Source organism: Flavobacterium columnare (assembly GCF_014844295.1).
Taxonomy (GTDB): domain Bacteria; phylum Bacteroidota; class Bacteroidia; order Flavobacteriales; family Flavobacteriaceae; genus Flavobacterium; species Flavobacterium columnare.
Window position 1 is genome coordinate 363,255 of the sequence record NZ_CP054494.1, and the last position, 21,000, is coordinate 384,254.

At 31.1% G+C, this 21,000-nt stretch carries 20 protein-coding genes, 3 tRNA genes and 1 riboswitch; of the genes, 9 read left to right on the forward strand and 14 right to left on the reverse strand.

Features of this window, described 5'->3' with window-relative positions; translation table 11 throughout:
* Positions 1-64: 64 nt before the first annotated feature.
* Positions 65-652, forward strand: coding sequence for a hypothetical protein (locus tag HUE53_RS01695; RefSeq protein ID WP_065213178.1), 588 nt, complete (start codon positions 65-67; stop codon positions 650-652).
* Positions 653-1,011: 359 nt separating this feature from the next.
* On the opposite strand, the gene HUE53_RS01700 is transcribed toward HUE53_RS01695, so the two are convergent.
* The 10 genes from HUE53_RS01700 to HUE53_RS01745 form a co-directional block, all read right to left on the reverse strand.
* Positions 1,012-3,696 (reverse strand): polysaccharide lyase family 8 super-sandwich domain-containing protein, encoded by a 2,685-nt coding sequence (locus HUE53_RS01700; protein WP_123907285.1) that lies wholly within the window; start codon positions 3,694-3,696, stop codon positions 1,012-1,014.
* 651 nt (positions 3,697-4,347) lie between these two features.
* Positions 4,348-4,421 (reverse strand) — tRNA-Thr (locus HUE53_RS01705).
* Between the two features lie 48 nt (positions 4,422-4,469).
* A tRNA-Thr gene (locus HUE53_RS01710) sits at positions 4,470-4,543 on the reverse strand.
* A 52-nt stretch (positions 4,544-4,595) separates the two neighbouring features.
* Positions 4,596-4,669 (reverse strand) — tRNA-Thr (locus tag HUE53_RS01715).
* Positions 4,670-4,749: 80 nt separating this feature from the next.
* Positions 4,750-5,016: a hypothetical protein gene (locus HUE53_RS01720; protein WP_014165099.1), complete on the reverse strand. Its 267-nt coding sequence runs from the start codon at positions 5,014-5,016 to the stop codon at positions 4,750-4,752.
* A gap of 54 nt (positions 5,017-5,070) precedes the next feature.
* Positions 5,071-6,039 carry a type I phosphomannose isomerase catalytic subunit gene (locus HUE53_RS01725; protein WP_014165100.1) on the reverse strand — a complete coding sequence of 323 codons (969 nt, stop codon included), beginning with the start codon at positions 6,037-6,039 and terminating at the stop codon, positions 5,071-5,073.
* Positions 6,039-6,500: a peroxiredoxin gene (locus HUE53_RS01730; protein ID WP_014165101.1), complete on the reverse strand. Its 462-nt coding sequence runs from the start codon at positions 6,498-6,500 to the stop codon at positions 6,039-6,041. The genes HUE53_RS01725 and HUE53_RS01730 overlap by 1 nt, the downstream gene beginning before the upstream one ends.
* Positions 6,501-6,507: 7 nt before the next feature.
* Positions 6,508-6,915, reverse strand: a complete 408-nt coding sequence (locus HUE53_RS01735; protein ID WP_014165102.1) for a 6-pyruvoyl trahydropterin synthase family protein — start codon at positions 6,913-6,915, stop codon at positions 6,508-6,510.
* Positions 6,912-7,439 (reverse strand): isopentenyl-diphosphate Delta-isomerase, encoded by a 528-nt coding sequence (gene idi, locus HUE53_RS01740; RefSeq protein ID WP_014165103.1) that lies wholly within the window; start codon positions 7,437-7,439, stop codon positions 6,912-6,914. Before idi ends, HUE53_RS01735 begins: the two co-directional genes overlap by 4 nt.
* 96 nt (positions 7,440-7,535) lie before the next feature.
* Positions 7,536-9,098, reverse strand: coding sequence for an NAD(P)/FAD-dependent oxidoreductase (locus tag HUE53_RS01745; RefSeq protein WP_192188657.1), 1,563 nt, complete (start codon positions 9,096-9,098; stop codon positions 7,536-7,538).
* 79 nt (positions 9,099-9,177) lie between these two features.
* Between HUE53_RS01745 and HUE53_RS01750 the strand changes: the two genes are divergently transcribed.
* The 7 genes from HUE53_RS01750 (at position 9,178) to HUE53_RS01780 (ending at position 14,950) form a co-directional block, all read left to right on the forward strand.
* Positions 9,178-9,414 (forward strand): hypothetical protein, encoded by a 237-nt coding sequence (locus HUE53_RS01750; RefSeq protein ID WP_077225940.1) that lies wholly within the window; start codon positions 9,178-9,180, stop codon positions 9,412-9,414.
* 65 nt (positions 9,415-9,479) lie between these two features.
* Positions 9,480-10,307, forward strand: a complete 828-nt coding sequence (locus tag HUE53_RS01755) for a sterol desaturase family protein (protein WP_192188658.1) — start codon at positions 9,480-9,482, stop codon at positions 10,305-10,307.
* A gap of 83 nt (positions 10,308-10,390) precedes the next feature.
* Positions 10,391-10,669 (forward strand): TIGR03643 family protein, encoded by a 279-nt coding sequence (locus HUE53_RS01760; protein WP_014165107.1) that lies wholly within the window; start codon positions 10,391-10,393, stop codon positions 10,667-10,669.
* A gap of 114 nt (positions 10,670-10,783) precedes the next feature.
* Positions 10,784-12,637 (forward strand): M61 family metallopeptidase, encoded by a 1,854-nt coding sequence (locus HUE53_RS01765; RefSeq protein ID WP_014165108.1) that lies wholly within the window; start codon positions 10,784-10,786, stop codon positions 12,635-12,637.
* Positions 12,638-12,724: 87 nt separating this feature from the next.
* On the forward strand, positions 12,725-13,429 hold the full coding sequence (locus HUE53_RS01770) for a DUF4369 domain-containing protein (protein ID WP_192188659.1): 705 nt from the start codon (positions 12,725-12,727) through the stop codon (positions 13,427-13,429).
* 57 nt (positions 13,430-13,486) lie between these two features.
* Complete coding sequence (locus HUE53_RS01775) at positions 13,487-14,332, forward strand: helix-turn-helix domain-containing protein (RefSeq protein ID WP_014165110.1); 846 nt, start codon at positions 13,487-13,489, stop codon at positions 14,330-14,332.
* Positions 14,333-14,410: 78 nt separating this feature from the next.
* On the forward strand, positions 14,411-14,950 hold the full coding sequence (locus tag HUE53_RS01780) for a YbhB/YbcL family Raf kinase inhibitor-like protein (protein WP_198424967.1): 540 nt from the start codon (positions 14,411-14,413) through the stop codon (positions 14,948-14,950).
* 75 nt (positions 14,951-15,025) lie between these two features.
* On the opposite strand, the gene HUE53_RS01785 is transcribed toward HUE53_RS01780, so the two are convergent.
* Positions 15,026-15,526, reverse strand: a complete 501-nt coding sequence (locus tag HUE53_RS01785; protein WP_060382796.1) for a DUF4252 domain-containing protein — start codon at positions 15,524-15,526, stop codon at positions 15,026-15,028.
* A 4-nt stretch (positions 15,527-15,530) separates the two neighbouring features.
* Positions 15,531-15,803: a hypothetical protein gene (locus HUE53_RS01790; RefSeq protein ID WP_192188660.1), complete on the reverse strand. Its 273-nt coding sequence runs from the start codon at positions 15,801-15,803 to the stop codon at positions 15,531-15,533.
* Positions 15,804-15,849: 46 nt separating this feature from the next.
* On the opposite strand from HUE53_RS01790, the gene HUE53_RS01795 reads away from it, so the two are divergent.
* Positions 15,850-17,262, forward strand: coding sequence for a S41 family peptidase (locus tag HUE53_RS01795; protein ID WP_192188661.1), 1,413 nt, complete (start codon positions 15,850-15,852; stop codon positions 17,260-17,262).
* A 121-nt stretch (positions 17,263-17,383) separates the two neighbouring features.
* Here HUE53_RS01795 and HUE53_RS01800 read toward each other — a convergent pair whose 3' ends face one another.
* Complete coding sequence (locus HUE53_RS01800) at positions 17,384-19,294, reverse strand: TonB-dependent receptor plug domain-containing protein (RefSeq protein ID WP_081278996.1); 1,911 nt, start codon at positions 19,292-19,294, stop codon at positions 17,384-17,386.
* Positions 19,295-19,362: 68 nt separating this feature from the next.
* Positions 19,363-19,642: riboswitch (cobalamin riboswitch) on the reverse strand.
* Between the two features lie 462 nt (positions 19,643-20,104).
* Positions 20,105-20,866: a DUF2490 domain-containing protein gene (locus HUE53_RS01805; protein ID WP_014165115.1), complete on the reverse strand. Its 762-nt coding sequence runs from the start codon at positions 20,864-20,866 to the stop codon at positions 20,105-20,107.
* Positions 20,867-21,000: the final 134 nt, after the last annotated feature.

The following is a 21,000-nucleotide window of genomic DNA, read 5'->3' on the forward strand; positions in this document are numbered from 1 at the left end:
TGCGCGAAAGCATTTTAAGAAAATAAATCTTGAAAAATGATTTAAGTAATATAGGGACAACAGTATGACAAACACAGAACTAAATACTATTATAGACGAGTTAACAATTACTCTAGCTAACTGTAAAATAGACCAGAATGGTATTAAAAGTTTAGTAATTAACGAAACTTTTTTTAACGCAGACTATATGCAAAGAGTCAATATAACTACCTGTCCTGAACATACTGCTACTTTTCAAGAACTACTAAAAATAAATCAACCTGTATTATATTGGTTTGAATTTGATAAAAACAGCGTAAGCAAGGAAACGTTGCGCAATAAATATGTAGCTTATCGTGAACCTATGAAATATGATTTTAAAAATAAAAATTATAGGAATACCGCTGCTTATAAAACGGATATAAAAGAGTCTGATTTTACTTTATACGTAGGCAAGGTAAAAAAAGGTTTTTGGGGAAGATTAGTAACCCATTTAGGGCATAATAAAGCGAAAGGAACTGCTGGTATGCAATTATTCCACTGGTTTAACCCAAAAGAGTACGGCGATATAACATTATATTATTTAACATTAGATACTGCTATGGAAAATTTAATTTCGGTTTTGGAAATTGAAATGGCACTAAGAAAAAAGCCAATCATAGGAAGGTTTTAAATAAATTATGGCTTGATTGGTTTGGTTTGACGTAAAGACTATGAATAGTCTATATAAAACAAAAGCTAAATGACTGTAGTGGTTGAATTTTGTATTTATAATTTATGGATTTGAGCAAAATATATCCAAAATTGCTAATTTACTTGACATTCTTTTTGGGTGAATTTACAAATTTTTCCTACTTTGCCCTTGCATCTTTATCACAAAGTCTAACACATAATCTGGGTTTCTGGATAAAATCTTAAACCCTCATTTTGCAATTACTCAAAATGAGGGTTTTTAGGATGTTAACTAAAAATCATATTGTATAGAGAATTAACAAACGCTTTTTAGTTTGTTATGATTTAAAGTCTTTTTTATTATTTTTTATAGACTGTAATGCTCTGATTTCCTATTTTTAATAGATATGATCCACTGGATAATTTAGACATATCTACTGTGTTGCTATTAATTATTACAAGATGGGTTATATCTTGTCCTTGTAAATTATACAACTTAGTATTTGTCATGTTCATTTGAACATTATCAACTCGTATCATAGCATTTGTTGGATTAGGATAAGCCAAAAGGGTCTTTGATGGATTCGTTATAGGGGAGTTAATAATTGGTCTTATTAAGGTAATATGTTTTTTAAAAGTTGTTTCAATAGGTAATCCTTGATAGGTTAAGAACCTGAATGTAGTACTCGTTGAATTTGAAGAAACTAATTGAATATCTTTATGAGGTTGTGGCAATTCCCACTCTCCATCAAATGTAATTTCTATAGGCTGAATTTTAAATGAATCAAAGCTTCTTTTGTCTGGAAGACCTAGATCAGGATTAGACAAGCTCAATGTCATTTCTGAATTAGAGTTTAATGGTCCGTACATTATTAAACAAGGTTTATCATTTGAAATTAGGTTGGTATTTCCAGGAAGTACTGTATTTGCTTCAAAAAGTGCAAAAGCATGTATTCCTGATGCTGTATGTTTGATAATATGTGATTTACTATCTTTATTTAGTACCGTATACGGTCGTGTGCTGGTATTTTTGAATGAATTGGCTAAATTTTGCATATCTGAAGCATTCGTATTAGGAAGTACTACGTATTCGTATTGAGCATTATTAGGGGCTTTACCGTGATCTATAAATCCTATAGCTGCTTCTGTATTGGGATTTAGAATTGCTGGATTGTTTTGATTATGTGCTGGTGTTTGTTGATTCTTACGTTGAATCTTTACATCATTATTTCCACTAACTAAGTAAAAGCCTGTATTAAAGTTATCTAAAATCCAGTTTGGGTTTGTTCCTAAATAAGTAGATGTTATACCTGTTGAGGTATATGTATTGTTATTTATTATCACATTGTTAGGAGTTGTTGCATTTTGATATAAAGTGGTAACTGTTGCAGTATTAACATCGCTATTGCTTATATCAGAACCTAAACAAATGATCATATCATTAAAGAAAAACGAAGATTTCTTAAAGGTAAAAGAGGTATCATGCGTATTTGATCCTGTTGGTGTTCCTCCCCATCCTATATTTTCTGCTTCTTGAAAATCCATAGCAAACATACCTAGTGTTCCAAAAACATCTTTTAAATATTCGCCTTTTTTAAGATTATGTTGCAAAGAACCTGCTAGTTTTTTACTTGAATATTCATCTACTCTTTGCCAAGGTACAATTAAATCTTGCCATGATAAAACTTTAGTAGTAGCACCTGGATTATAATTCCAATCCCACTTTGTATTATCAAAACCGTTGGCAGCAGCAGTTCCTGGATATAGGATATTCATAGCTCCATAACTTTGGTATCTACCATATCTGTTACTATTACTAAAGGTTTCTGCTCCCCAAAGTTGATTGCTAAATCCTTTATTTAGTATCACTGTATTCTTGGTTCTAAATATACCTGCGCTTGCGTGATTGTTTTGATAAAAGCCATCGTGAAAAGGAGCAATTGTACTATGATTAAAAGAGGGCTCTACGCCATATCTTTTGTTATAGATGCTTGCTAAAAGAGGGTCTGCTGTCTGTAAACCTAAAATAGAACCTCCCACAAGAGCTAAATTTTTTATAGAATTTTGATCTACAGATATTGTTTCCCAATTACCACTTCTACCTGTCATAGATAAGGGGATCCATCCAGCATCATTAGAAATTAATATTTTGTGCATAACAGCATCTCTAAAAACTTTATATGCTGGGGCTTTTATTTGAAAACGGGTGGTTCCAAATACATCTAGGCAATAAATAAGGGTGTTATAAGCGTACATATACGTTTCGTAATTGTTCCAATGATGATATCCACTGCCATCTGGTTTTATTCCATCTCGGGTACCATCTGTGTATACAGAGGCAAATCGGGTAACAAATCGGCTTAAGGTTAACATATAACGATACTGTTCATCATCTGTTGAGAAACATTTTACTAAAGGCACAAGTGCATCTAATTTATTATAAACATCATCTGTATTAATAACTCCTTCTGTGGCTTGGGAATTATAATCATAGGTTGGCTTCCAAAAAACATTCCAATTGGCAAATTCTTTTTCTATAATATACAAAATTCTTTGCTTGTTTTGAGGAGTTAAATACTCTGCACAGAAAAAGCCTTTTCTTGAAAAGTTTTTAAATACATAACCGTGTGTATCAACTGATAGGGTATTATTGCAAAGGTTTTCTGAAACCCACCAGATTAAATCATTTACTCTTTGAATTACGGCGGTATCATTAGGATTGAATTTTAGGTGGTCAACAAACGTATTTAAAAAGGTAAGTTTATTGTAATCTGTTATAGGATTACCGGTAATGGTATTGCCGTTTACCACTATATTTAAACTGTTATAAAGCCTAATAGCAGTATTTAAACTTGAGGTAGATGGTTGGGTGGTAGCTAATCTTGTGTTTTTAGCTTTATCATAAATATTTTGAATTTCCGATTTAATGGCCGGATCACTGGATTGTAATGCTAAATCAGGAACAAAAGTAGGTGCACACTGAGCGTCTATTCCTAAGACACTCGTCAAGAATAGTGCTGTAATTAAAAAAAAACTTTGTTTCATTTGTTTTCTTATTTTTATTAATACTATGGCATTGCTTGGCTGTATTTTTATAAGCAATTACCGTGACGAAGGTTGCTTTTATCTAATTTTTATATTTTTTATAGTTTGACTTAATGGCAATTCAGGCAACTAGTATACTTGTTGCAAAAAGGGAAACAATACTAAAAATTAGATTAATTAGAAAAAATTAATATAATTATAACCTATCTTGAAAAGCTAAAATTGTAGAATAATGATGATTTCTAATCATCCGGCTCATTAGATCATCATCTTTGATAAATTACTACTGAAGCGATAGGTATAAAGTCTGACAGGTTTATAAAATTTTATCTGTCTTATAGCAAATTTAATAATTTATTTCAAAACAGAGTCTAATTCATTGAAAAAGTTTATTTTAGAGATTTCTTATTTTGTAGAAATTTTCTTTCTAAAAAATACTTTGGAGCAAAACAATTTTTAAAATAAATGAAGTCTTTTCATTTTTAAATTAGTTCTCTAAAGTATATAATATATGCTTTGCTAGATCAAAAACGTTATGTTACGCCCTTTATGGGATCCCTCCTTGAGTCGGGATGGCTAGAATCCGAAGTAAAATACTTTTGGTGTACTTTTTTAAATAAAAAAGAGAAACTGAATCAGTTTCTCTTTTTGAGCCGATGGAGGGACTCGAACCCACGACCTGCTGATTACAAATCAGCTGCTCTAGCCAGCTGAGCTACACCGGCAAGGTATTTTTAATAATTTTATTTAATAGTATCTTTTGATAAACTTTGAGCCGATGGAGGGACTCGAACCCACGACCTGCTGATTACAAATCAGCTGCTCTAGTCAGCTGAGCTACACCGGCAAAAGTATACTTTCAATAAATTTATTTAAAGATTATCTTTCGATAATTTTTGAGCCGATGGAGGGACTCGAACCCACGACCTGCTGATTACAAATCAGCTGCTCTAGCCAGCTGAGCTACACCGGCGACTCATTTACGGGTGCAAATATAGGAGAGTTTTTTTATTTTCCAAAGCTTTGCACCCTACTTTTTTACACTTTTTTTAACTACAAAGCATTAATTTTATCAACTAATTGGTTTGCAGCATTTTCCAATTCAACATTTATTTGTTTAAAGTGTACTTTTTTATTTTCAACTTTTTTCGTGTTCACTTTTACAATCAAATTATCGAAAATAACAAAAGCCTCTTCAATAACAGCATTAGTTTCATCAGTTGGTTTACCTGTTGAAGTCATTTCATATAAATAAACCGCCTCAATAATTTGACCAATTACATAATTGATATTCTTTTTTAAATTCTTTACACTTGCCATTCGTATGTATTTTAAATTACGTTTACAAAATTACAATTATTCTTTCGATATCTGTTAAGAAATTACAATTTCCAACAATTTAGCTTCTCCTATTAACTGAAAGTCTTTTAGAGCAGCAGGAATTAAAAAGGTGTTTCCTTTAGTAAATTCGTATATCTGTTGATTTACTTTTATTTTTAAATTTCCTTTAGTACACATATATACCACAAAACTATTGCCTTTATTATGGTATTGATATTCTTCTTTTAGGTCTAAAACTTTTACTGTAAAATAGGGACTATCAACTACGTTTACTGCTTGATTATCTGATAACGTATAGTCTACTTTTACCTTCTTCTTTTGATAATCTATTGCATCTAAAGCTAGTTCTATATGCAATTCCCGTAAGTTGCCTTGTGCATCTTTGCGATCGAAATCGTAAATTCTATAGGTAATATCTGATGTTTGCTGTATTTCAGCTACAACGGTACCTGCTCCAATGGCATGTACAGTACCTGTTTCTAAATAAAACACGTCTCCTTCTTTTACTGGATAGGCTTCTAAAATAGAGGATAGGTTTTTATTTTTTAAGTGTTCTAAGTAGGCTTCTTTTGAGGCATCTTCTTTAAATCCTACTATTAATTTTGCTTCAGGCTCTGCTTCTACTACATACCACATTTCCGTTTTACCAAAAGAATTATGTCGTTCTTTTGCTAACGCATCATTAGGATGCACTTGAATAGAAAGATCCTCTCTGGCATCTAAAAATTTAAAGAGCAATGGAAATTGCGTTCCAAAACGCTGGTATACCTTACTTCCTAATATTTCGAGTGGGTATTTTTCAATTAATTCTGTCAAAAGCACACCTTTATAAACGCCTTGACTGACTTGACTAACATCTTGGTCAATAGCAGCAAGCTCCCAACTTTCTCCTGTTTTTTCAGAAACAATAGACTTATTTAGGAATGTTTTTAAACGTGTCCCTCCCCAAATCCTATCTTTAAAGATAGGCTCAAACTGTAAAGGATATAATTCCATCGGCATTAAATCAAACTTTTTACTTTTTCTACTGTACGGTCTAAATGATTTGTGGCATTCATGTCTTCAAAAATCATTTGAACCACTCCTTCTTTATCTACTATATAAGTTACTCTTCCGGGGATCAATCCTAACATATTTGATTTTACTCCGAATAAGTTTCGTAGTATTTTATCTGGATCTGACAATAATATATAAGGTAGATCGTATTTGCTTGCAAATTTTTTATGTGCTGCAATACTATCGCCACTAATCCCTATTACCTCTGCTCCTATGGTTTTAAACTCTTCGTACTGATCTCTTAAAAAACAAGCTTGTTTGGTACAACCGGGGGTATCATCTTTCGGATAAAAATAAATGACTAATACTTTTTTACCTAGAACAGAATTAATATAAAAATCATTTCCGTTCTGATCTTTTGCTCCAAAAAGAGGAAGTTTATCCCCTACTTTCAAACCTTTTTGCATAATTATACTATCCTTTATATGTAACGAAATTACGTGGTGTTTCAAACAAGGTAACTTCTAAATCATTTTCTTTTTTTATTCTTTTTCTAATTTTATTCCAGATAACAACTACAATATTTTCCGCAGTAGGTATTACATTTTCGAATTCTGGAACATCTAAATTTAAATTTTTATGGTCAAACGGAATTTCTACTTCTTCATAAATTATATCTGCCAGATCTTTAATATCAATCACATAACCTGTTTCTGGATTAATACTACCTGTAACACTGACTATCAACTCATAGTTGTGTCCATGAAAATTAGGGTTGTTGCATTTACCAAAAACTTTTTGATTTTGCTCATCTGTCCAATCTTTCCTATACAAACGATGAGCTGCATTAAAATGAGCTTTTCTTGACACTGTTACTCTCATAATGTATGCGCTTCTAAATAATGATAAAATTCGTCAAAAATAATCTTAAACCAAACTGTATATTGATGAGGATGAAGTTTTATATCTTGTTTTACTGCTTCAATAGACATCCATTTCCAGTTTTCTACCTCATCTGTGTTTATAGAAGGTGCTTCATTAAAATATCCTATCATTACATGATCTAACTCATGCTCTGTTAATCCGTTATCAAAGGGTGCTTTGTAAATAAAATGAAAAAGTTCTTTTAGTTCTGTTGTAAACCCCATTTCTTCTTGTAAACGACGTTTTCCTGCCTCTATATTAGACTCTCCTTCCCTTTGATGGCTGCAACAAGTATTGGTCCATAATAATGGGGAATGATATTTATGATGCGCTCTTTGCTGAAGCATTATTTCTCTTTGATCATTCAGTATAAATACAGAAAAAGCTCTATGTAGCAATGCCTTTTCATGTGCTTCTAGTTTAGGCATTAATCCTATTACTTGATCTACTTCGTTTACTAAAATTACTTTTTCTTCAATCATAGTTTTATATTACGGGAGTAAAAGTACGAAAAGTCTATCAATTACTACCCGATCCTTTTTATTTAGACTTCTCCTTACATCTCTTACACAAACTATTTAATTCAGCAATGTTTCTGCTGCTTTTATTGCGCATTTTTCACCATCTATAGCTGCTGAAATAATTCCTCCTGCGTATCCTGCTCCTTCTCCACATGGATACAGTCCTGTAATTTGCAAATGTTCTAACGTAACGTTATCACGAGGAATTCTAACAGGTGATGAGGTTCTACTTTCTGGAGCATGCAAAATGGCTTCATTCGTAAAGTATCCTTTCATTGATTTTCCAAATTGAACAAATCCTTCGCGCATAATTTGTGTTAAAAAGGAAGGGAACACAGTTCCTAACTCTACACTTGTTGTTCCTGGAACATAGGATGTTTTAGGGATATCTATTGAACCTTTTTTTTGAGAAAAATCAACCATTCTCTGAGCGGGTACTTTTTGTGTTTTACCTGCCATTTCCCATGCTTTTTGCTCAATGGCTTTTTGAAATTCCATACCAGCCAACGCTCCAAATTTAGCATACGGTTTAAAGTCTTCTAATTTTAATTCTACCACAATTCCTGAATTGGCTGTGACTTGATCTCTTTTAGATGGGGACCAACCATTTGTAACAACTTCTCCTGGACTTGTTGCGCAAGGAGCTATCACTCCTCCTGGACACATACAAAAAGAATACATCCCTCGTCCGTTAACCTGTTTAACAACAGAATATGGTGCTGGCGGCAGAAACGCTCCTCTAAAATCACACGAATATTGTATTGAATCTATTAAACTTTGTGGGTGTTCTGCTCGGACTCCTAAAGCAAATGGTTTGGCTTCTATTAAAACTTTTTTTCGATCTAATAATTCAAACACATCACGAGCGGAATGTCCTGTAGCAAGTATTATTTTTTTGGCTTTTATAACTTCTCCTGACTGTGTAACGATTCCTTCTACCTCATTATTTTTTATTAAAATATCCGTTACTCGTGTTTCAAATAACACTTGTCCGCCATATTCTTTGATTTTCTCTCTAATATCTTGAATAATTTCAGGTAATTTATTGGTTCCTATATGGGGATGGGCTTCTACTAATATTTCCGAAGAAGCTCCAAATGCTACCAATAATCTTAAAATACGATCTACATCTCCTCGTTTTTTTGAACGTGTGTACAGTTTTCCATCAGAATAAGTTCCTGCTCCTCCTTCTCCAAAACAATAATTAGAATCTTCATTTACTATATGGTCTCTATTAATTGCTTTTAGATCTCTTCTTCTACCTCTTACGTCTTTTCCTCTTTCTAACAAAATGGGTTTAATTCCTAATTCAATTAATTGTAAGGCAGCAAACAACCCTGCTGGTCCTGCTCCCACCACAATTACTTCTGGAGCATTGGTAACATCTTGGTAATTAGGTAACGTTATTTTATCTTCAATAATTTGTTCTCCTTGAAAATAAACAATGATTTTTAAATTTATTTTAATTGCTTTTTGTCGAGCATCAATCGATCTTTTAAGAATTACATAGTACTGTATATCTGCAACAGATACTTGTACTAATTTTGCAAGATGATTCTTTAGCATCATTTCATTAGAAGCTACCTCAGGCGATACTTGAATTTGAAGTTCTTTTGGCATTATCATTTTTTTACGTTGCAAAAATACTACTTATTTTCAAGTGAATCATTGTAAATTTGTATTTCAAATCTAAGAGAATATGCAAAGGAAAATAAAACTTATTTGGGATTTTAGAGGTCCCGCAGCAGCTAAAACCGCGGAACATCATGAAATTCATTTAAGAGAATATATTGAAATAGAACAATTCCCAATCAAAACCACTGGTTTTTCAGTACTGAACGAAATGCACGCTATAGCTTGGATGGTGGTAAATGATCAAAACATGCTTCGGGTTAGAGACGCATTAAAACCTCACAGAGGCGAATTATTTGAATAAAAAAACAAATCTTAATTCATTCATAACAAATAGTTTCTTAAATTTGGTTTTGAACTAAAATTTTTATGATTAACGAGATTACTAACTATTTTGAAACGATCCCTTCGTCTCATAGGTCTTTGATTTTATTTGGAGGCATTGCCTTTTTTTGGATTTTAGAAAGTGGTTTTCCTCGTTTTCGTTTTGAATACAATAAAATACAACATGCTTTTCTAAACCTATTTTTTACTTTTACAACGATAATTATCAACTTTTTTTTAGCAATCCTTTTATTTAAAAGTTGCGTCTGGGACAGTCAAAATCATTTTGGGATTATACATTGGTTTAACGTTAGTAATCTAGGATTACAGTGCTTCATAGGTCTTTTATTTATGGATTTTATAGGAGCTTATGTACCTCATTATTTACAACATAAAATAAAATTTTTATGGCGCTTTCATCTCATTCATCATACGGACACTTGGGTTGATACAACCAGTGCTAACCGTCATCATCCAGGAGAAAGTATTTTTAGGTTTTTGTTTACCGTTTTAGCTGTTTTGATTACAGGTGCTCCTGTTTGGCTGTTTTTTATGTATCAATCTTGCTCTGTTTTAGTATCTCAGTTTAACCATTCAAACATACAGCTCCCTAAAAAACTCAATTCATTACTATCAATTGTATTAGTTACCCCAAAAATCCATCGTATTCATCATCATTATCAACTTCCCTATACGGATAGCAATTATGGAAATGTTTTTAGTATTTGGGATCGTTTTTTAAGAACTTATCAAAATTTACCACAAGACCAAATTGTTTTTGGTATAGACACTCATACCTCTTTAAAAGAGCACAATAATTTAAGTAATTTATTAACTATTCCTTTTCAAAAATATAAGGATCCAAAAACATAAAAAAATTTTAAAAGTCATACCTTTTTATTAATATTGGTATAAGTATTGCATAAAGTTTAATACAATTTTGTTTTATAATTTAAATGAGAAAAAGTAAGATCGCTGAATTAGACAGAGAAAATTTAGAAAGACTAATCAGCATGGCAAAAGAAGAACGTAAACCCTTTGAAGCAATTAAGGAAGAATTTGGGGTTGGCGAAAGTGATGTAACAGAATTAATGCGTAAACATCTATCAAAAGATCAATTTGAACTTTGGAAGAAAAAAGTGGCGGCTTCCAAACCTAAACCTAAACCTATCAAAAATAACGATTTTGATGATGATTTGGACGGTAAGTATTATCTTAAAAATAAATTTGACTGATCCATACTCCTGCTTGACAGGAGTTTTTTGTTAATTTTATCACAAAGATTGCGTTACAAATTAGCAAACTAATATCTTTAATGGCAAATTTCTCAAATCTTTATTAATTTATTAATGAAAAAAATATTTTTATCAGCTGTATTAACATCACTATTTTTTACTGGTAAAGCAGCCCCCTTAAACGGTTCTAAAACCCCAGAAGTAAACGTTACAATTGATTTGAACACAATACAAGACGACAAGGTCATGGTAACGGTAATTCCTACTCCCTCTAAAGAGGATGTCATACTCTTTAGTATTCCTAAAACAGTTCCTGGTACTTATTCATCAGATAATTATGGGCGTTTTATTGAAAAAATAAAAGCTTATACTACAAAAGGAGAGAATTTACCGTTAGCAAAACTGGATGAAAACACTTATCGTATTACAGGTGCTAAAAAATTAGGTAAAATAACTTACTGGGTAAATGACACTTATGATACTGAACAAGTTGGAGGCATAGGAGGTGATGATGTTTTTTCGCCAGCTGGAACGAATATAGATTCTAATTGTTTTGTTTTAAACACGCATGGTTTTATTGGTTACTTTAGCGATAAAAAAGAAGTTCCTTACACCTTAACCGTCCTTCACCCTAACCATTTATACGGCGCTACCTCTCTTACCGATAGTGATCCTAGCAAAACCATTGATGTTTTTAAAACCAATCGTTATGCTACTCTTGTAGATCATCCAATAATGTATACAAAGCCAGACCTTGCTACTTTTAAAGTAGAAGATATGGATATTCTAATAAGTGTATATTCACCCACTGGAAAATACAAAGCAGCTGATTTAGCTCCTAACATGGAAAAAATGATGAAGGCTCAAAAAAAGTTTTTAGGGCCTATCAATAATACCAAAAAATACTCGATCCTAATTTATCTTACAGACGTACAAAAGCAAGATGCAAAAGGTTTTGGTGCTTTAGAACATACCACCTCTACTACTGTTGTTATGCCTGAAATGATGCCTTCTGATCAAATGGACGAACAGTTAAAAGACATTGTTTCTCACGAGTTCTTTCATATAGTAAGTCCACTAGGTGTTCATTCAGAAGAAATTCATTATTTTGATTTCAATGAGCCTAAAATGTCTAAACATTTATGGATGTATGAAGGAATAACAGAATATTTTGCTAATCTGTTCCAAATTAATCAAGGTTTAATTAATGAAGAGGAGTTTTATAATCGTATGACTGATAAAATTAGACAATCAGCCAATATGGACGATACAATTCCTTTTACTAAAATGAGTGCTAATGTGTTAACAAAACCTTATAAAGATCAATACCTTAATGTCTATCAAAAAGGAGCTTTAATAGGTATGTGTCTAGACATTATTATCCGCGAAAAAAGCAATGGTCAACGTGGTGTATTGGATTTAATGCAAAAGCTAAATAATGAATACGGTATTAATACTCCTTTTAAAGATGAAGCTCTTTTTGATAAGATCATAGCTCTTACTTATCCAGAAGTAGGCGATTTCTTACGAACTTATGTAGACGGACCAACTCCTATTCCTTATGAAATTTTTTTTGCTAAAATGGGGGTTACACAAGCACAAACAAAGGTTCCAGGAAATGTTTTTATAAAGGAACAAACACCTTATATAACCGTTAATCAATCCACTAAAGAAATCGTAATTATTCCTGGAATAGAGCTTCCTGAATTTTACAGTCATTTAGGATTAAAAGGAGGCGATTCTATTTTGGCTGTAAATGATAAAAATTACAACTTAGACAATATTTACGATATGATTATGGCGAGTCAGAGTTGGAAAGAAAATGAAAATATTTCTATTAAAATCAAAAGAGATCAAAAAGAGGTTACTTTAAAAGGTGTTATAAAACTTCCTTTTGAAGAAGTAACTGGCTACAAATCTACTGACGATAATAAAAAAGCTTTAAAAGAAGCTTGGCTAAACGGATAATTGAGATTTCTTATGAATTTAAATCCTCAAAATACAGTTGAATTTTGAGGATTTTTTTTATTACATTGCAAAAAATTTAGAATAAATATGTACAAAAAAGTTATCGTAGCAATTACTTTTGTGTTTTTTGCTTCATGCGCAGACAAGGCACCTGCAAAAGATGAGGTAATCGTAACAGGAAATATAAAGGGGTTAAAAAAAGGAAAGCTATACATCCAAAAAGTACAAGACAGTACTCTAGTAGCTTTAGATACTATTGAATTAAATGGTTCCTCTAATTTTGAGAGTTCAATTAAATTAGATTCTCCTGAAATGCTTTATTTGTTTGTGGATAGAGGACAAACGAATTCAATGGATAATAATTTGTTGTTTTTTGCAGAGCCAGGAAAAATAACTATTGATACGGATCTTGATTTCTTTTTTGCTAATGCAAAAATTACAGGTTCTAAAAACCATGATCTTTACAAAGAATATAAGGATATCATTGCTAAATTTAATGAGCAACAGCTTCAATTACTTCAAGCTAAAATACTCGGAAATAAAGGCAATAAAAACTATAATGAGCTAGACAATCAAAATAAGCAGGATCAGTTATTAAAAAGAAAATATTTGTACTCTGCTAATTTTGCGCTTACCCATGCGGATCACGAAATTGCTCCCTACATAGCGCTTACAGATATTTATGATATGCAACCTAAATTTTTAGAGGAAATACATAAAAAAATGTCTACAGAGGTAGCCAATTCTAAATACGGTAAAAAATTTACGGATTACTTAAAGAAATCAAAATAATAAAAAAGCGACGATTAACTCTTTTAATTGTCGTTTTTTATTTAAAAACTTAATTTAATGAATACGCAATTGGTTCATAATTTACCCTTTGATTTTTTTCAGGACAATCACTTTGAGTGTGCTATTTATTTTTATAACACACAACAGTCTAGTAAAAACATCCCTGTTACTTTTACCCACAATGTCCTTTGTTTTTTACTAAATGGATATAAAGAAGTCATTAGCAACCAGAATAATATTTCTATCCAAAATGATCAATTTTTTTTATTACAATCTGGAAATAGTCTAATGACAGAACGTTTAATAGGAGAATCAGGCTATAACAGTATTCTTTTTTTCTTTTCGGATCATTTTTTAAATCAAATTTTATTAAAAAAACAAATTGAACTACCAAAAGCAACTCATTCAAATCAAACGGTATTAAATATCCGAAAAGATGTGTATGTTAACCTATTTGAAAAATCATTACTTTTATTAAAAAACGATTTTAATAAAGCCCCTCATCTTACTCATGTAAAGTTAGAAGAAATTCTGTTGTATTTACTTAACAAAGAACCTAATCAAATTGCTCCTTTTTTTCAAAATACATTAAGCCGTCATAAAAACAAATCAATAAAGGATATTGTGCAGCAGCATGAGAACAGCCCCCTTACTATTGATGAACTTGCTTTCTTATCTAATATGAGTGTTTCTACTTTTAAAAGAAAGTTTGCTGAAATATATCAAATTTCTCCTAAAAAATACTTTATTTCAAAAAGAATGGAAAAGGCTCGAAATGAGTTAATGCTTAACAAGAGACCTTCTGATCTTTACCATGAATTGGGTTATGAAAATTTATCTGCATTTAGTAACGAATTTAAAAAGTATTATGGAGTATCTCCTAAAAACTTCAAAATGGACTAAAAGAACATCTTTTTGGACTTTTAGCGCAATAATATTCCCAAACTTAATCTTAAATTTGCATTATAAAATAACATAAAAATGAAAAAGATATTAACCTTGCTTGCTTTTATTTCTGCTTTTACAGCAAGCGCGCAAACTTTTACTTTAAAAAGTAATGATCTAGGAGGTCAAGCAACTATGAAACAAGTTTTTAACGGTTTTGGTTGTACGGGTGAAAATATGTCGCCTCAATTATTTTGGGAAAATGCACCAAAGGATACTAAAAGTTTTGCTGTTACAATACATGATGAAAATGCACCTACAGGAAGTGGATGGTGGCATTGGCTTGCTTTTGATATTCCTGCTACAACTAAAGAATTAAAAACAGGAGCGGGAGATGTTACTAAAAACTTAATGCCTGCTGGTTCAATACAAAGTATTACTGATTTTGGCAAATCAGGTTATGGGGGTCCATGCCCTCCTGAAGGACATGGTTTTCATAAATACACGATTACTGTTTATGCCTTAAAAACGGATAAGTTAGGTCTAGATAAAAATGCTAGTCCTGCATTAGTAGGTTATTACTTAAATGGCAATACAATTGAAAAAGCTTCTATTGTGATGTATTACAAAAGATAATTTTAACAACTCTTTTTAGTTAAAATAAACGGTTCCAAATACGGCTTACTATTTGTATTTGGGACCATTTTTTTGTTATTTTTTAGCGGCTCTGTTTAATTCTTCTCCTCCTGGCAAATTCATTCGTTTGGTTAAAAGTGAAATTTCATTCAATGAAAAATTACCAGTTAAAGACATTAATATCGTTTCTTTTCCTTCCATAAACAATAATAATTCTGATACATTTGTACTTCCTGGAATCATTTTTACATAGATTTTAGTACTTTTTCCGTTTTCATTCACGCGCATTAATTCTTCTAATTTATCACTATATTGTTCTATACTAGTACGCATATCGGAAATGGTTTTAGAGTGACTAGTTTTAAAAACTTTTAAATAATCTAGTTTTTTTATCAAATTTAAATACACTTGATCTTCTTTCGTTTCCATTTTCACTTTGCTCATTAATTCAAACATTTTATCATTTACGATAACAGAAGAGACATTATTATTACTTTCAAATTTATCAAAAGGAGTTTGTGCCGTGCCTAAATAAAATGATAAAATACTAAAAACTAAAACTATTTTTTTTTTCATTTTTTTACTTTTTAAAAATTTTGCGTGTCGTTTGATCATACTCTTTTAACTTATTTACATTTTTCATGCCAGAGTTCAATTGAGCCGAAATCAGATGTAAAGCTTTTTGTGTTTCTTTATACGCTTCTTCTGGGGTTTGACAAGTTCCTAATTGGGTGTTGGCAACCTCTTCCTTTTGTTTTTCAAACCAATAATAGTAACTTCCAAACGCTACTGAACCAATTATAAATGTTAAAAACCAAAATAAATTTCGGTTTTTTATATTTTCTTTACGCATTTAATATAATTTTAAGCTCATAAATTTACATCATATCCTTTTATAAATGAAAAAAAATATAACCAGGCTTTTAATCATCCTAACCGCTGGTCTGTTATTTAGTTGTAATGACTTAGATGATCAACCACAATATAACAGTTTAGATCCTTATAATTTTGTATGGAAAGGTTTAAACCAATATTATTATTATCAAGAAAATGTAGCCAATCTGAGCGATCACCGTTTTAATTCACAAGAGGAACTGAATTCATATCTGAGCAGCTTTACAAAGCCTGAAACTTTATTTGAAAATTTGATATACAATCGAAAGAATATTGATAAATTTAGTTTTATAACTTCGAATTATACTGTATTAGAACAGATTCTTTCTGGAACGAATGATAGTAATGGTATGGAGTATGGGATTAGTCCTAAGAATGGAAGTCAAACTGAAGTTTTTGGCTGGGTAAAATACATCATGCCTAATAGTGATGCTAGTACAAAAGATCTAAAACGAGGGGATCTTTTTTATGGGGTTAATGGTATTCCTCTTACTCGTAGCAATTATCGTGAATTGTTATCTAAAACAAATTATACTTTAAATTTAGCTTCCTATGATGGAGGTGCTATTACACCTAATGGAAAAACAGTGGCGTTAGTTAAAAAAGCGTATTCTGAAAATCCTGTTTATATTACCGATGTGATAGAGGAAGGAAATAAAAAAATCGGTTATTTAATGTATAATGGTTTTTATACGTATTATGAACCAGAATTAAATCAAGCTTTTGGTAAATTAAAGGCGGCTGGAATAACGGATTTAGTCTTGGATTTACGTTATAATTCAGGAGGATCCGTAGCAACTGCTACTCGTTTAGCAAGTATGATTACGGGACAATTTGAAGATCAAATTTTTGCTAAAGAGCAATGGAATTCTAAGATTAGTAGAACAATAGATCCTAATAGGTTATTAAATAAATTTACCTCACAGCTAAAAGATGGTACTCCGATTAATTCATTAAATTTGAATAAAGTATATATCTTAACAACCGCTAACACTGCATCTGCTAGTGAATTGGTTATTAATTGTTTAAAACCTTACATACAAGTAGTTCAAATAGGCGATACAACTACGGGCAAGAATGTGGGATCTATTACACTGTATGACTCACCAAACTACACAAAACGAAATTTGAATCCAACTCATAGATATGCTATGCAACTGATTGTTTTAAAAATTGTTAACAAAGTAGGTTTTGGAGATTATGAAGCGGGTATTACGCCCGATGCGACTAATATATTAACGGAAGATATAAGTAACCTAGGGGTTTTAGGAAATAGGTCTGAACCTTATTTAGCTAAAGCAATGAGTTTAATTAAATCAGGTGATAGAATTGGCATTCAGAAACCTCCGTTTAAAGTTTATAACAAAGTTATTGATCTTTCTAAAGACGATTTAAAATATGAAATGTATGTAGATTAGAAAAGTGATCAATCTCATTTTATATTTTATAATAAAAAAATCACATATCTTAGTATGTGATTTTTTTATTATAAAAGTGGAGTACACATTAATTTTTTATATTTCAGATAATCTCTACTGATTAAAACTGAAAATTCATTCCGATTTTAAAGTTTCTCCCTCTTGTATTATACCCCATGGTTTCTATAAATTCTTCATTTAATAAATTTTGAACGGATCCAAAAACACTCAAATGGTTTGATAATTTTACTTTCAGATTCGTATGAAATAATTTATAAGCCGAAACGGATACGTCTGTTGCTCTAAAAGTAGAAGAATTGTAGTATGATACGTTTCTAAAATCTACAAACTGAAATTGAGCATCCCATGCAATAGATTTAGTCAATTCAACCGATAAACTAGCATTTATTCTATGTTTTGCAACGGCTTTTGCAATAGCTTGATCATTTTCTACAAAAGTATAATTACCCGTTAAGGTTATTTTTTCTAGAGGTTTGATCATTATATTGGATTCAATCCCTTTTGATTTATTTATTCCTTCTATATTTTCATATTGCCATCCTGTATTTGAGGTCTTCTTTTTAAAAGCAATTGAATTATTTTCTTCTCTATAAAATCCAACTGCTGAAATTTTCATTTTTTGATCAAAAAAACTTTTTTCAAAACCAGCTTCAATAGTAGTATTTTCTTGTGGTGTTAAATCTTTATTACCATACTCCGAATACACTTGATATAATGTTGGTGCTACTACTGCTCCTCCTATTGATCCATATAATTTTAAATTGATTTTTTCAAAATTAAAACTTGGATTAATATTAAAGATGACATAATCTTTATAAACGCTGTGTTTTAAATAACGAGCTCCTGCATTTACATTTAATCCAAACTTAGTGTTTAATACTGCTGTAATATAAGGATCTAACATGGTGTATTTAGCGTCTTGATTATAAATATTAACATAAGGGGTAGCTTGAAGCATATCAAAATATTGGAATTGAACCCCTGTGATAAAAGCTAAAGAGTTTCCTATATTGTATTTATTAAAAACGTCAACATTTATATTTCGTGATTTAGAGAAGGATTCTGTATAATTATTTAATGAAACTCCTGAGAGTCTTTTTTGTTCATAAAAGCCAAAAGAAGAATTTATTTTCAACTCTCCTTTTTTATACTTCATTGAAGGAGAAAAGCCTCCTCTAAACTGTTCTCCTATTAAAGTATTTACTTCATTATCTACAAAGGCCCCTGTATCGTAGGCAAATCTTAAGCGATCATAGTTAGCAAAAAAATCCAATTTAATTTCTTTATTTATTGCTACTCCTAATTGTTGATTAAGATTAACTCTTGAAAACTTATCTTTTTCAAAATCATCTCCTTTTGCTTCACTAATACCTGTTATTTCTGCGCTATTTAGAGAGGTTAAAAAAGAGATTTTTCCTTTTGTCCCGTTCAATGAAAAACCTTGATTGTATTCTTCTGGTTTATACTTTTTGGTGGTTGTTAAATTTTGAGTTCCTATATTAAAGTAGGCTGTTCCTACGACTCCTTTGTCAGTTGCTTTTTTTAATGTAATATTAATAACTGCTGTGGCTGCATTAGCACCATATAATACGGAGGAAGCTCCTTTGAGTACTTCTATACTTTCAACTTGTTCTACGGGTAATAATCGTAAATCATACGTAGTTGAAATACTTGATGCATCTACTACAGGATTACCGTCTATTAGAATTAATACTTGTTTTGTACTTCCTCCTCTAACAAACAAATCTAAATTCTTTCCTACTCCACTCTGACTTCCTACAACTTCAAATCCAGCTAACTGGCTTAATACCGTAGCCACACTTTGCCCTTTTCTTTGTTCTAAATCTTTTGATGTGATTTTTTCAATCGTTCTACCTGTTTTTGTTTTGTTTTGCAGAAATTTAGTCTCTGATACAACTACTTCTTCTATTTTTTTTGATTCTTGCTCTTGTGCAAAAGCACTACCATACATACACGTTAAAACGCTTGCTAATAAAATGTTTTTTTTCATTTTAATTCTTTAAATGCGGAAAAAAAGACAGAATTTACCCAACCCAAACTTTTTTTCCCGAAAGTTTGTTAATAAAATAAATTTAGGCAGGTCTCCTGGCTTGCGTCTTGTAATTAACCTTCCCGTTTTAAATTTCAAACAGTGGTTGTAGATCATTACAAGCTGAATAGCTTACAGTTGCGGGTACAGCTCAGGTTTTGATATTGGATTTCTTATTTTAGATATTGATTTTCAGGAATACGGTTCCGTTATCATTAATCTTCAAATAATTTATCTATAATCTCACTCTGATTCCCTTTTAAGCTGACTTTTCACAAAAGTCGAGCACCATAAATTCACAGGCAAAGTTAGTACATCTTTTAAAAAAAATAAAAAAAAACAGATTCCTTTATTAAAAATTCCTCAATAAAAGAACCCTAAAATCCATATATTTCAAAGTTTAGAATATAATTTAGTTTTATTTCATCTCCAATTATTGTTATACTATTTAAACTTTGAAATTTCCTTATAATATTTTTTTTTAACCTTGAGACTGTCCAAAAAGTTCGCAATCTTTTCATTTCGATCAAAGGGAGAGTTCGAGTTGTTTTTAAAATGAAAAAAAACGTATCGAGAACTTTACTTTTAATCCAGTATATTTTAGGTTTAAATGGTATTACCTCTTTATCTATAATAGTTTTCTAATACCTAACCTATATTGAGCAAAATTTGAATAAAAAATGCCCCAAATAGTGTCTAACTTTTTGGGGCATGTTCAATGTTGTAGTTTTTTTTATTTAAAACAAAGGTCTTTTTACGAAGCTTTTAAAATTATTTTTTCTTTGACCAATCTAAGTTCGTTACATAAGAAATCCTTAGCGTGGGATTATTTTCTTGTATGGTGTTAGGTACATTCCATAAATTTTGGTGAATGTAACTTAATTGAATTTGATGTTGAGGGTTTAAATTATATCCTAAACCTGCAATTACTCTATTTTGTTGTACAAATGTTTTGGCTGCTTTTACTCCTATATTCATAAATATCTCATCTCCTAAAAAAGCAAACAATTGAGGTTTATCTTCTTTTTTAGTTAAAGTATAATTTACCAAATACATGTATCGTAAACGATTTCTATAGTCTCTATTAGTTATAACAAAATCTCCTGCTTCATTTTTAGTAGCTACTCCTACCCAACGACTCTCATCGCGTAGACGATGGGTAAATTTAAAATCATTTTTAGCACAGCTATAAACACCTTGTATCCATACGTTATCCTCTGGTGTTACGACTCTATTTAAAGGAACATCTCCATAAACAAAAAATTCATGGTGTGTATAACCTATGCTACCACTTATTTGTTTGGTAAACTGGTAATCTACAGATGGGCGTATAAAATATTGTTGTTTTTGATCAAATCCGTTAGCGAATATTAGAGATCCTTCTAGTGTTAAGGAAAGTTTTTTTCCTATCATGTTTTTTCCTAAATAATGCAACCAAACATCATTGTTATGATTTATTACTTGACCAAATACGTTATTGCACAAAGAAAATAACACGAACAAAAATAGTGGTGTTTTAATACTTTTTTTCATATTTTTTTGTTTAAGGGAGCGCAAAGGTACAATAAAAAATAAAAAAATATTTTTTTTTCACACACATTTATAAAAACACTTACTTTTTTGAAAAAACACCCCTGATCTTAGTCCCTCACAAACAAATTAGTATC

Bases quoted from the DNA above. Each gene is read 5' to 3' on its own strand.
- HUE53_RS01695 (WP_065213178.1), top strand. From the start codon at position 65: ATGACAAACACAGAACTAAATACTATTATAGACGAGTTAACAATTACT.
- HUE53_RS01700 (WP_123907285.1), bottom strand. From the start codon at position 3,696: ATGAAACAAAGTTTTTTTTTAATTACAGCACTATTCTTGACGAGTGTC.
- HUE53_RS01720 (WP_014165099.1), bottom strand. From the start codon at position 5,016: ATGGCAAGTGTAAAGAATTTAAAAAAGAATATCAATTATGTAATTGGT.
- HUE53_RS01725 (WP_014165100.1), bottom strand. From the start codon at position 6,039: ATGCCGATGGAATTATATCCTTTACAGTTTGAGCCTATCTTTAAAGAT.
- HUE53_RS01730 (WP_014165101.1), bottom strand. From the start codon at position 6,500: ATGCAAAAAGGTTTGAAAGTAGGGGATAAACTTCCTCTTTTTGGAGCA.
- HUE53_RS01735 (WP_014165102.1), bottom strand. From the start codon at position 6,915: ATGAGAGTAACAGTGTCAAGAAAAGCTCATTTTAATGCAGCTCATCGT.
- idi (WP_014165103.1), bottom strand. From the start codon at position 7,439: ATGATTGAAGAAAAAGTAATTTTAGTAAACGAAGTAGATCAAGTAATA.
- HUE53_RS01745 (WP_192188657.1), bottom strand. From the start codon at position 9,098: ATGCCAAAAGAACTTCAAATTCAAGTATCGCCTGAGGTAGCTTCTAAT.
- HUE53_RS01750 (WP_077225940.1), top strand. From the start codon at position 9,178: ATGCAAAGGAAAATAAAACTTATTTGGGATTTTAGAGGTCCCGCAGCA.
- HUE53_RS01755 (WP_192188658.1), top strand. From the start codon at position 9,480: ATGATTAACGAGATTACTAACTATTTTGAAACGATCCCTTCGTCTCAT.
- HUE53_RS01760 (WP_014165107.1), top strand. From the start codon at position 10,391: ATGAGAAAAAGTAAGATCGCTGAATTAGACAGAGAAAATTTAGAAAGA.
- HUE53_RS01765 (WP_014165108.1), top strand. From the start codon at position 10,784: ATGAAAAAAATATTTTTATCAGCTGTATTAACATCACTATTTTTTACT.
- HUE53_RS01770 (WP_192188659.1), top strand. From the start codon at position 12,725: ATGTACAAAAAAGTTATCGTAGCAATTACTTTTGTGTTTTTTGCTTCA.
- HUE53_RS01775 (WP_014165110.1), top strand. From the start codon at position 13,487: ATGAATACGCAATTGGTTCATAATTTACCCTTTGATTTTTTTCAGGAC.
- HUE53_RS01780 (WP_198424967.1), top strand. From the start codon at position 14,411: ATGAAAAAGATATTAACCTTGCTTGCTTTTATTTCTGCTTTTACAGCA.
- HUE53_RS01785 (WP_060382796.1), bottom strand. From the start codon at position 15,526: ATGAAAAAAAAAATAGTTTTAGTTTTTAGTATTTTATCATTTTATTTA.
- HUE53_RS01790 (WP_192188660.1), bottom strand. From the start codon at position 15,803: ATGCGTAAAGAAAATATAAAAAACCGAAATTTATTTTGGTTTTTAACA.
- HUE53_RS01795 (WP_192188661.1), top strand. From the start codon at position 15,850: ATGAAAAAAAATATAACCAGGCTTTTAATCATCCTAACCGCTGGTCTG.
- HUE53_RS01800 (WP_081278996.1), bottom strand. From the start codon at position 19,294: ATGAAAAAAAACATTTTATTAGCAAGCGTTTTAACGTGTATGTATGGT.
- HUE53_RS01805 (WP_014165115.1), bottom strand. From the start codon at position 20,866: ATGAAAAAAAGTATTAAAACACCACTATTTTTGTTCGTGTTATTTTCT.